Source organism: Mycobacterium gordonae, assembly GCF_002101675.1.
Taxonomy (GTDB): Bacteria; Actinomycetota; Actinomycetes; order Mycobacteriales; family Mycobacteriaceae; genus Mycobacterium; species Mycobacterium gordonae.
Map to the genome: position 1 here is coordinate 119945 of NZ_LQOY01000016.1, position 10702 is coordinate 130646.

General features: G+C 67.4%; 9 protein-coding genes. 6 read left to right on the forward strand and 3 right to left on the reverse strand.

Annotation, left to right across the window (positions count from 1 at the left end; genetic code table 11):
- Positions 1–71: 71 nt before the first annotated feature.
- The 3 genes from AWC08_RS02965 to AWC08_RS02975 are packed head-to-tail and all read left to right on the forward strand — an operon-like array spanning position 72 to position 5958.
- Positions 72–4892: an NAD-glutamate dehydrogenase gene (locus AWC08_RS02965; RefSeq protein WP_069435071.1), complete on the forward strand. Its 4821-nt coding sequence runs from the start codon at positions 72–74 to the stop codon at positions 4890–4892.
- Positions 4889–5302, forward strand: a complete 414-nt coding sequence (locus AWC08_RS02970) for an acyl-CoA thioesterase (RefSeq protein ID WP_065132294.1) — start codon at positions 4889–4891, stop codon at positions 5300–5302. Before AWC08_RS02965 ends, AWC08_RS02970 begins: the two co-directional genes overlap by 4 nt.
- Positions 5290–5958 carry a DUF8010 domain-containing protein gene (locus AWC08_RS02975; RefSeq protein ID WP_069435070.1) on the forward strand — a complete coding sequence of 223 codons (669 nt, stop codon included), beginning with the start codon at positions 5290–5292 and terminating at the stop codon, positions 5956–5958. Before AWC08_RS02970 ends, AWC08_RS02975 begins: the two co-directional genes overlap by 13 nt.
- A gap of 34 nt (positions 5959–5992) precedes the next feature.
- Here AWC08_RS02975 and AWC08_RS02980 read toward each other — a convergent pair whose 3' ends face one another.
- The 3 genes from AWC08_RS02980 to AWC08_RS02990 form a co-directional block, all read right to left on the reverse strand.
- Entirely contained in the window at positions 5993–7009 is a 1017-nt protein-coding gene (locus AWC08_RS02980) for an FAD/NAD(P)-binding protein (protein WP_069435073.1), read from the reverse strand.
- 64 nt (positions 7010–7073) lie between these two features.
- Positions 7074–8645: a glycoside hydrolase family 13 protein gene (locus tag AWC08_RS02985; RefSeq protein ID WP_069435069.1), complete on the reverse strand. Its 1572-nt coding sequence runs from the start codon at positions 8643–8645 to the stop codon at positions 7074–7076.
- Positions 8645–9040, reverse strand: coding sequence for a globin (locus AWC08_RS02990; RefSeq protein WP_065133527.1), 396 nt, complete (start codon positions 9038–9040; stop codon positions 8645–8647). The genes AWC08_RS02985 and AWC08_RS02990 overlap by 1 nt, the downstream gene beginning before the upstream one ends.
- Before the next feature lie 131 nt (positions 9041–9171).
- Between AWC08_RS02990 and AWC08_RS02995 the strand changes: the two genes are divergently transcribed.
- From AWC08_RS02995 to AWC08_RS03005, 3 genes are all read left to right on the forward strand, one after another.
- Positions 9172–9819: an HNH endonuclease gene (locus tag AWC08_RS02995; RefSeq protein ID WP_069435068.1), complete on the forward strand. Its 648-nt coding sequence runs from the start codon at positions 9172–9174 to the stop codon at positions 9817–9819.
- Between the two features lie 64 nt (positions 9820–9883).
- A complete protein-coding gene (gene ctaJ / locus AWC08_RS03000) occupies positions 9884–10108 on the forward strand; it encodes an aa3-type cytochrome oxidase subunit CtaJ (protein WP_065137458.1) in 225 nt (74 codons plus the stop codon).
- The gene (locus AWC08_RS03005; protein WP_065137450.1) at positions 10095–10562 is read left to right on the forward strand and encodes a DUF5130 domain-containing protein; all 468 of its coding nucleotides are present in this window, start codon (positions 10095–10097) and stop codon (positions 10560–10562) included. The genes ctaJ and AWC08_RS03005 overlap by 14 nt, the downstream gene beginning before the upstream one ends.
- Positions 10563–10702: the final 140 nt, after the last annotated feature.

The following is a 10702-nucleotide window of genomic DNA, read 5'->3' on the forward strand; positions in this document are numbered from 1 at the left end:
CGGCCGGTAGATACCGCTGAGGAGTGGGGCATTAACCGAGCGGTATCCGTCGCGAGTGGGGAGCAATCGGAATGACGATCGATCCCGGGGCCAAAGAAGACGTCGCGGCGTGGACCACGTTCACGCACGGCGCCGATATCCCTGATTGGGTGTCGAAGGCCTACCGAGAGAGCTATCGGGGACCGCGCGACGACGGACCTCACCAATCGAGTGAGTCAGCCTCGGTCGTCACGCCCGGCGTGGTGGGTGCCCACTGCCGGCTGGCTCTGCACCGTCCCGCCGGTGAGAGCGCGGTGGCCGTGTATCCGGCCGACGACCCCGGCGGCTTCGGCCCGGCCCTGCAGGTGGTCACCGACCAGGGCAGCATGCTGATGGACTCGGTGACCGTGCTGCTGCACCGCCTGGGGCTGGGCTATACGGCGATCATGACGCCGGTGTTCGAGGTGCGCCGCGACCCGACCGGCGAGCTGCAACGCGTTGAACCCAAGGCCGCCGACGCGTCGCCGTACGTCGGGGAAGCCTGGATCCACGTCCAGCTGTCGGCATCGGTCGACCGCAAGGTCCTCGCCGAGGTTGAACGGCTGCTGCCCAAGGTGCTGGCCGACGTGCAACGTGTCGCCAAAGACGCGGCGGCGATGATCGACACCCTCAGCGAGGTGGCCGCGGCCATCGACGACGATGCCGAGGGCCGTTACGAATCACCCGACCGCCAAGAGGTCGCGGCGCTGCTGCGCTGGCTCAACAAGGGGAATTTCCTGCTGCTGGGCTACCAGCGCACCCAGGTGCAGGACGGCCTGGTCGCCGGCGACGGCTCAAGCGGTCTCGGAGTGCTGCGCGCCCGCTCGGGCACCCGTCCGCGGCTCACCGACGAATCCAAACTGCTGGTGCTGGCGCAGGCCGCCGTCGGCAGTTACCTGCGCTATGGCGCCTACCCGTATGCCATCGCGGTCCGTGAGTACGCCGGTGGCGGAGAAGTCTACGAGCATCGCTTCGTCGGGCTGTTCACCGTCGCGGCCATGAACGCCGACGTGCTGGAGATTCCGACGATCTCGCACCGGGTCCGCGACGCGCTCACCCTGGCGGGCAGCGACCCCAGCCACCCGGGTCAGCTGCTGCTCGACGTCATTCAGACCGTGCCGCGGCCGGAGCTGTTCACCCTCAGTGCTGAGCAGCTGCTATCCATGGCGAAAGCCGTGGTGGACATGGGTTCCCAACGGCGGGCGCTGTTGTTCCTGCGCGCCGACCGGCTGCAGTTCTTCGTCTCCTGCCTGGTGTATCTGCCGCGCGACCGCTACACCACCCCGGTGCGCCTGCAGATCGAGGACATCTTGGTCCGCGAGTTCGGCGGCACCCGGCTCGAATTCACCGCCCGGGTCAGCGAGTCCCCTTGGGCGCTCATGCATTTCATGGTCCGGCTGCCGGAGGACTCGCAGCCCGGCTCCGTCGATGTCTCCGATGAGAACCGCAACCGCATTCAGGGATTGCTGAGCGAAGCCGCCCGGACCTGGGCCGATCGGCTCACCGCGGCGGCCCCGACCGCCGAGGTCAGCTACGCCGACGCCGAGCACTATGCCGCCGCCTTCTCCGAGGTCTACAAGCAGGCCGTCAGCCCCGCCGAGGCCATCAACGACATCGCCGTCATCAAGGAACTCAGCGATGACTCGGTCAAGCTGGTCTTCTCCCAGGGCGACGAGCACGGGCTCGCCCAGCTCACCTGGTTCCTGGGCGGTCGCACCGCTTCCCTGAGCCAGCTGCTGCCCATGCTGCAGAGCATGGGCGTGGTCGTGCTCGAAGAGCGGCCATTCACCGTCACCCGGCCCGACGGGTTGCCGGTGTGGATCTACCAGTTCAAGATCCAACCGCACCCGACCATCCCGGTGCCGGCGACCGACGAGGAACGCCAGGCGGGCGCCCAACGCTTCGCCGACGCCGTCACCGCGATCTGGCAGGGCCGCGTCGAGGTCGACCGCTTCAACGAGCTGGTCATGCGCGCCGGGCTGACCTGGCAGCAGGTGGTGCTGCTGCGGGCCTACGCGAAGTACCTGCGGCAGGCCAACTTCCCCTATAGCCAGTCCTATATCGAGTCGGTGCTCAACGAGCATCCCTCGACGGCGCGGTCGCTGGTGGCCCTGTTCGAAGCGCTGTTCCACCCCAAGCCGGCGGGCAGCGGCCGCGACGCGCAGACCGCGGCGGCAGCCGTCGCCGCGGACATCGACGCGCTGGTGAGCCTGGACACCGACCGCATCCTGCGGGCCTTTGCCTCGCTGGTTCAGGCGACCCTGCGCACCAACTACTTCGTGACACGCGAGGGTTCGGCCCGCAGCCGCGACGTGCTGTCGGTCAAGCTCAATGCGCAGTTGATCGACGAGCTGCCGCTGCCGCGTCCGAAGTTCGAGATCTTCATCTATTCGCCCCGCGTGGAAGGCGTGCACCTGCGCTTCGGCCCGGTGGCCCGCGGCGGCCTGCGCTGGTCGGACCGCCGCGACGACTTCCGCACCGAGATTCTGGGTCTGGTGAAGGCGCAGGCGGTGAAGAACGCCGTTATCGTCCCGGTGGGGGCGAAGGGCGGCTTCGTCGTCAAGCGGCCACCGCTACCCACCGGTGAGGCCGCCGCGGACCGCGACGCGGCCCGCGCCGAAGGTGTGGCCTGCTACCAGCTGTTCATCTCCGGACTGCTCGACGTCACCGACAACGTCGACCACGCCACCAAGGCCGTCCACCCGCCACCGCAGGTGGTGCGCCGCGACGGCGACGACGCCTATCTGGTGGTGGCCGCGGACAAGGGCACCGCCACGTTCTCCGACATCGCCAACGACGTCGCCAAGTCTTACGGCTTCTGGCTCGGGGACGCGTTCGCCTCCGGCGGATCGGTCGGCTACGACCACAAGGCCATGGGCATCACCGCCAAAGGCGCGTGGGAGGCGGTCAAGCGGCACTTCCGGGAGATTGGTGTCGACACCCAGACCGAGGACTTCACCGTCGTCGGCGTCGGCGACATGAGCGGCGATGTCTTCGGCAACGGCATGTTGCTCAGCAAGCACATCCGGCTCATCGCCGCCTTCGACCACCGGCACATCTTCCTTGACCCCAACCCCGACTCGCGGACGTCCTGGGTGGAACGGCAGCGGATGTTCGACCTGCCCCGCTCCAGCTGGGACGACTACGACAAGTCGCTGATCAGCGAGGGGGGCGGAGTGTACAGCCGGGATCAGAAGGCGATCCCGATCAGCGCGCAGGTGCGCGACGCCCTGGGTATCGACGGTGACGTCACCGAGATGGCGCCGCCCAACCTGATGCGGGCGATCCTGCAGGCGCCGGTGGACCTGCTGTTCAATGGCGGGATCGGCACATACATCAAGGCCGAATCCGAATCCGACGCCGACGTCGGTGACCGCGCCAACGACCCGGTGCGGGTGAACGGGCATCAGGTGCGCGCCAAGGTGATCGGCGAAGGCGGCAACCTCGGCGTCACGGCGCGCGGCCGGGTGGAGTTCGACCTGTCCGGCGGGCGGATCAATACCGACGCGATGGACAACTCCGCCGGGGTGGACTGCTCCGACCACGAGGTCAACATCAAGATCCTGATCGACTCGCTGGTCACCGCCGGCAAGGTCGACGCCGAGGAGCGCACGTCGCTGCTCGAGTCCATGACCGACGAGGTCGGTTGGTTGGTGCTCAAGGACAACGAGGACCAGAACGACCTGATGGGCACCAGCCGCGCGAACGCGGCCAGCCTGCTTCCGGTGCACGCCGATCAGATCAAGTACCTGGTGGCCGAGCGCGGCGTCAACCGCGAACTGGAGGCCCTGCCCTCGGAGAAGGAAATCGCCCGGCGTACCGAGGCGGGCCTCGGCCTCACCTCGCCCGAGTTGGCGACGCTGATGGCGCACGTCAAGCTGGCGCTCAAAGAGGATCTGCTGAACACCGAGCTGCCGGATCAGGACGTGTTCGCGTCCCGACTGCCGGCCTACTTCCCCAAGCCGCTGCGGGAACGGTTCACCCCGGAGATCCGCGGGCACCAGCTGCGCCGCGAGATCGTCACGACCATGCTGATCAACGACATGGTCGACACGGCCGGCATCAGCTACGCGTTCCGGCTCGCCGAAGACGTCGGTGTCCCGCAGATCCATGCCGTGCGCACCTTCTTCGCTACCGACGCGATCTTCGGGATTGACCACATCTGGCACCGCATCCGCGCCGCCAATCTGCCGGTCGCCCTCTCGGACCGGCTGACGCTGGACACCCGCCGGCTCATCGACCGTGCCGGACGCTGGCTGCTGAACTACCGGCCGCAGCCGCTGGCCGTCGGGGCCGAGATCAACCGGTTCGCGGCCAAGGTCAAGGCGCTGACACCGCGGATGTCGGAGTGGCTGCGCGGGGACGACAAGGCGATTGTCGAGAAGGAGGCCGCGGAGTTCACCGCTCAGGGGGCACCGCCGGATCTGGCCTACCGGGTCGCGGCCGGGCTGTACCGCTACAGCCTGCTCGACATCATCGATATCGCCGACATCACCGAGATCGAGACGGCCGAGGTGGCCGACACCTATTTCGCGCTGATGGACCGCCTGGGCACCGATTCGCTGCTGACCGCGGTGTCGGAGCTGCCGCGCACCGACCGCTGGCATTCGTTGGCGCGCTTGGCTATTCGTGACGACATCTACGCCTCCGTGCGCTCGTTGTGTTTCGACGTGCTCGCGGCCGGAGAGCCCGACGAGAGTGGTGAGCAGAAGATTGCCGAGTGGGAACACATCAGCGCGTCCCGGGTGGAGCGCGCGCGCCGGACGCTCAACGAGATCCGGGAAAGCGGCGCAACGGATCTCGCGACGCTGTCGGTGGCGGCACGGCAGATCCGCCGCATGACACGCACCAGCGGACGGGCGTCGTCCGGATGAGCGTCGGCTACGTCGCGGAGGTGCCGGTGCGGTGGTCGGACATCGACATGTACCAGCACGTCAACCACGCCACCATGGTCACGATCCTCGAAGAGTCGCGGGTGCCGTTCCTATCCGAACCGTTCGGAGCCGACATCACCACCATCGGTCTGCTGATCGCCGACGTCCGGGTGACCTACAAAGATCAACTGCGCCTGGTGGATTCGCCGTTGCAGGTGACGATCTGGACCAAACGGCTGCGGGCGGTCGACTTCACGCTGGGCTACGAAGTGCGGTCGGTCAACGCCGACCCGGACTCCAGGCCGGCCGTCATCGCCGAGTCGCAGCTGGCGGCCGTGCACATCGAGGAGCAGCGCCTGGTGCGCTTGTCGCCTCATCATCGGGAGTACCTGCAGCGGTGGATTCGGTAGCCGAGCGCGGGCTGTGGCTGGCCGATCCGGCCCACCGCGCGGACCTGGCCGCGTTCGTCGATCACGCCATGCGGCTCGACGAAGCCGCGGTCATTCGTATCCGGGCCCGGTCGTCTGGTCTGCTGACGGCCTGGGTGGCAACGGGTTTCGACGTCCTTGCCAGTCGCGTGGTGGTCGGCAGAGTCAAACCCGACGACATGTCGGTCGCCGCCGATGCGTTGGCGCGCGGGCTCGCGGCGGCCTCCGAGGAGGGTTACGTGGATCCGGGCTTTGCGATGGACTCGGCCTGGCGGGGCGGGCTGCCGCCGGAGTCCGGCTTTACTCACCTCGACGACATACCCGCGAAGTTGGTGCTCGATCTGGCGCAACAGGGGGCGCAACTGGCTAAAGAGCACGGCGGTGCCCACGGGCCGCCGGTCTCGCTGCTGGACCAGGAGGTCCTCGAGGTCAGCTCCGGCAGCGGCGACGTGGTGGTGGGAGTGCCGATGCGGTGCGTATTCGCCTTGACCGCAATGGGTTTCCTACCTCAATCGGCGGACGCGGTCGGCGACGACGAGTTGGTTCGGGTCCGGATCTCACCGGCCTGGTTGCGCATCGACGCCCGGTTCGGATCGGTGTACCGGCGACGGGCCCACGCGGCGCTGCTGGTGCACTGACCTGTTGGAATCAGCCAGAGTTTTTTCCGGGCCGTCAGGTGCCGTACACCATCCACAACGGCAGCACGGCGTTGAGGTAATCCATGAACTTCTTCAGGCCGACGCGGTGCTGGCCGTAACCGTAGGGGTCTTCGGCGTACTCGGGAAACGCGATGCCCAGCCCGAACAGTCCGGGGGCGATGATTCCGTTCTGCGGGTTGTAGTCCAACGGCCCCCACTGCGGCGTCGCGGGCAACGTTCGGGGCTGAAAGCCGACCGTGTAGACAGCGTGGTCGCACTCCTGCAGCCTTTCTTCGAATTCCGGACTCGCCACCCAGCACCGCTCCAACCGGTCGGGGTAGGTGCCGTCGATGTTCTCCCGTGCCCACTCAGCCGCCCGGCCTTTCAGCCCGGTGTCATCGAACAGAATCCAGTCATCAAGGTAGACAGCGTATTTGAGTGGGCTGCGGTAGAAATTGAGCACTTTGGCCACGGGTAGCCGCAACAGATGCGGCAAGACGATCATCGTCGAGTGCGAGGAGCCGAACACCGCGACGGTAGCCCCGTCCAACCGCTGATCGGCCAGCCGTTCCGGGTCCAGGGCGACCTCGACCGGTATCTCCTTCAGGTGCGGATAGGACAGGCTTTTGGGGACGGCGCCGACGGCCAGGACCACGTTCTGCGATTCCACCTCACCGAGTTCGGTCTCGATGAACCACCGTCGTTGCGTCAACGTCAACGTGGTCGCCGTCGTCTGTAGTGTCTGGACCCGTTCCTGCAGGTGCCGGGTGACCCACTGCAACGGATCGGCGACCAGGGCCAGGGCGCAAGTCTCCTCGGGATCGACTTCGTTGAGCGGCAGCGGCGGCGCCTCGGAGAACCGAAATGCTTTGGATCCGTTCAGATATTCCAGAAAGGTGCCGGCGATGGTGTTACTGGAGACCGGCCGCCACTTGAGACCCAGGTCGCCCGCGGTGAAGGCTGGGTCGATCCAGGCGATGCGGTCCTCCGGGACTCCGTGGTCGAGCAGCCGTCCCACCGCGGCAATGCCTGCCGGTCCCGCTCCGATCACTGTCCATGCGTAGGGCGTCATGCATCACATATAGAGCAGCGGGTGACGAAAAGCGAAACGGCTCTTACGCCAACCAGGCCGCGCTGTTCGGCGGCAACTCGCCACCCACCAGCGGCGAGCTGGTCAGGATCACCTCCCCAACGGGAAGCGCTATCGGGCGGGCCGCGGCGTTGAGGACGCACACCAGACCGCCGCTGCGGCGGAACACCAGGGCACGGTCGGGGGCAGGCAGCCAGTCGATCCCCTCGCCGTCGAATTCGGCACGGCTGCCGCGTAATTCGAGTGCGGTCCGAAAGAACGACAGTGTCGAACCAGGATCGGCGCGCTGCTTTTCCACCGTCAGCGCCGCCCAGTCGGCCGGCATCGGCAACCAGGTGTCGGCGTTGCTGGAGAAGCCGAACGGGGGAGTCTCGCCCGACCAGGGCAGCGGAACGCGGCACCGGTCGCGTCCGCGCTCGGTGTGTCCTGAGCGTTCCCACGTCGGGTCCTGCAGCACCGCGTCGGGAAGATCCACGTCCGGCAGACCCAGCTCTTCGCCGTTGTAGAGGAAAACCGCCCCGGGCAGGGCGAGCATCAGCATCAGCATGGCCTTCGCCCGCCGCAGCCCGATCTCACCGCCGCCGTATCGGGTGACCTCGCGGCCCACATCGTGGTTGGACAGGGTCCAGGTGGGGGTGGCGTTCTCGAGGGCCGCGGCCGCCAGCGAGTTCTGCACGGCCTCGCGGATCTCCGCGGCGTCGAATTCGGTGCGGGTGAGCCGGAAGTTGAAGCCGAGATGCAGTTCGTCGGGGCGCACGTACTCGGCCCACTGCGCGTTGTCGTGCACCCACACTTCGCCGACAGTGACCGCCGCGGGGTAGTCGTCCATGACCGCGCGGATATCGCGGTGGATCGCGTGCACATGCGGCCGGTTGAACCGCGGGTCGTCATCACGGTGGCGCAATATCTCGACGTTCACCTCCGGTGCGTCCGGCAGGCCGGGGGGTTTGGCCATGCCGTGCGCGACGTCGATGCGGAACCCGTCCACGCCGCGTTCCAGCCAGAACCGCAGCGTCTTCTCGAAGTCGTCGAAGATCTCCGGGTTGTCCCAGTTGAGGTCGGGCTGCTCGGTGTCGAACAGGTGCAGATACCACTGACCTGGGGTGCCGTCCGGCTCGGTGACCCGGGTCCACGCCGGCCCCCCGAATACCGACTCCCAGTTGTTGGGCGGCAGCTCGCCGCCGGGCCCCCGTCCGTCCCGGAAGAAGTAGCGATCCCGCTCTGCGCTGCCCGGCCCGGCGGTCAGCGCGTCCTGAAACCACGGATGCTGCGAACTGGAATGGTTGGGCACCACGTCCATCGTGACCCTGATGCCGCGCGCATGCGCCGCGGTGATCAGTCGCTCGAAGGCGGCGGTCCCCCCGAACAACGGATCGATCTCCCGCGGGTCGGCGACGTCGTACCCGTGGTCGGCCATCGGCGAGACCGTGACCGGGTTGAGCCAGATACCGTCCACGCCAAGCTGTTCGAGGTGATCCAGTCGCTCGGCCAACCCATCGAGGTCACCGACGCCGTCGCCGTCGCTGTCGGCGAACGAGCGCGGATACACCTGGTAGAACACCGCGGACTGCCACCAAAGGTCTTTTTGATCGCCCATCAGAAGGCCGAGTTGACCAGGGAGTGGGCGGCCATTTCCAGGTACTGGAGCAACTGGCGCCGGTGCTCGTCATCGAGTGTCTGCGCATCGACCGAGGCGACCGCGGTGTGCATGCACCGCAACCACGCGTCGCGCTCGATGGGGGTGATCCGGAAGGGCACATGGCGCATCCGCAGCCGCGGATGCCCGCGCCGGTCGGAGTACGTCCGCGGGCCGCCCCAGTACTGCTCGAGGAACATTCGCAGCCGCTCCTCGGCCCCGCTGAGGTCCTCCTCGGGATACAGGGGCCGCAATATCTCGTCCTCGGCGACCTGCTCGTAGAAGCGGGCCACGATCGCCTCGAACGTCTTGGCGCCGCCGACGGCGTCGTAAAAAGATTCAGGTGTTTGATCCATCGCGCTCCATTGTGGGCCACCGCTGTCCGGGCTGCGATCGCTCCTGGTGTTCACCGGATCGACACGGCGCGGCTTGAGACAATTGGCGTGCGATCGGCAGCAAATCGTGGTGGACTGTCGGCGGAGGATTTATGGCGCAGCGCAACAAACGCCGCAGCCACCGAAGTTCCGGTGCCGCGGCAAACGGAACCGGGCCTGCGACCGCGTCGTGTCTGCACAGCGTTGATACCCACCCCCCTACCCGCTCGGAGACCGCATCAATCTGGAGTCGTCGGCGCGTGCTGCTGCTGAACTCCACCTACGAGCCGCTTACCGCGTTGCCGATGCGACGCGCCATCGTCATGGTGATCTGCGGCAAGGCCGACGTGGTGCACGACGACCCGACCGCGGCCGTCATCCACTCCGCGACCCGCTCGATCGCGGTGCCCTCGGTGATCCAGCTGCGTTCCTACGTGCGCGTGCCCTACCGGGCGCGGGTTCCGATGACCCGGGCCGCGCTCATGCACCGCGATCGCTTCTGCTGCGCCTATTGCGGGGCCAAGGCCGACACCGTCGACCACGTCGTCCCGCGCAGCCGCGGCGGGGACCACTCCTGGGAGAACTGCGTCGCGTGCTGCTCGACGTGCAATCACCGCAAGGGCGACAAGCTGCTCACCGAGCTGGGCTGGTCGCTGCGCCGCACGCCGCTGCCGCCGACCGGGCAGCACTGGCGGCTGTTGTCGACCGTGAAGGAGCTCGACCCGTCGTGGGCGCGGTACCTGGGCGAGGGCGCGGCCTGAATTAGTTGGGTCCTAACTGCGCCGGTCGAACCTGTCGTGGGATACGGTTTGCGTCGTGAGCATGATGGAGATTCACCTCATTTTTGTCGGCATCCCGTTGGGGTTGGCGATCGTCCTCGGGTTGATCTTCCTGACCCGCAAGAGCCCGCACCCCGCGACCTACGACCTGTCCCAGAAGTGGACCCACGAGCCCATCCTGTGGGCCGCCACCGATGAGGCCGTCGGCGGACACCATGGCGGGCACGGATCGGAGTTCACGGTTGGAGGTGGCGCAAGTGGCACATGGTGAAGTCGCGACAATCGACCCCGCGGACCTGCCCCGGGGCTGGGTTCTCACCACGAGTGGACGGGTCTCCGGCGTCACCGAACCCGGTGAGCTCTCGTCGCACTACCCGTTCCCCATCAACGACCTCGTCGCCGTGGACGACGCGCTGAAGTACGCTTCCCGGGCGTCCAAGGCGCGGTTTGCCATCTACCTGGGCGACCTGGGCGGCGACACCGCGGCGCGGGCGCGCGAAATCCTGGCCAGGGTCCCGACACCCAACAACGCCGTGTTGCTTGCCGTGTCGCCCGATCAGAGTGCGATCGAGGTGGTCTATGGCTCGGAGGTGCGGGGCCGTGGCGCCGAATCGGCGGCGCCGCTCGGCGTTGCCGCCGCCTCCTCCGCGTTCGAACAGGGCAACCTGATCGACGGTCTGGTCAGCGCGATCCGCGTGCTCAGCTCGGGGATCACACCGGCTTAGTGGGAGCCGGTCGACGCGCCGGGTCACCGGGCGCCGAACGTGAAGCCACGGCGAAATGTGGCGCTCAATGTCAAGTGGTTAGTGCAACGCGGTTAGGCGGCTTGATCGAGCAGGGCTGCTAAGCGTTGGGCGGGGGTGTC

What these genes read in the sequence shown, in the direction of transcription:
- AWC08_RS02965 (WP_069435071.1), top strand. Translation starts at nt 72, where the DNA reads ATGACGATCGATCCCGGGGCCAAAGAAGACGTCGCGGCGTGGACCACG.
- AWC08_RS02970 (WP_065132294.1), top strand. Translation starts at nt 4,889, where the DNA reads ATGAGCGTCGGCTACGTCGCGGAGGTGCCGGTGCGGTGGTCGGACATC.
- AWC08_RS02985 (WP_069435069.1), bottom strand. Translation starts at nt 8,645, where the DNA reads ATGGGCGATCAAAAAGACCTTTGGTGGCAGTCCGCGGTGTTCTACCAG.
- AWC08_RS02990 (WP_065133527.1), bottom strand. Translation starts at nt 9,040, where the DNA reads ATGGATCAAACACCTGAATCTTTTTACGACGCCGTCGGCGGCGCCAAG.
- AWC08_RS02995 (WP_069435068.1), top strand. Translation starts at nt 9,172, where the DNA reads ATGGCGCAGCGCAACAAACGCCGCAGCCACCGAAGTTCCGGTGCCGCG.
- ctaJ (WP_065137458.1), top strand. Translation starts at nt 9,884, where the DNA reads ATGGAGATTCACCTCATTTTTGTCGGCATCCCGTTGGGGTTGGCGATC.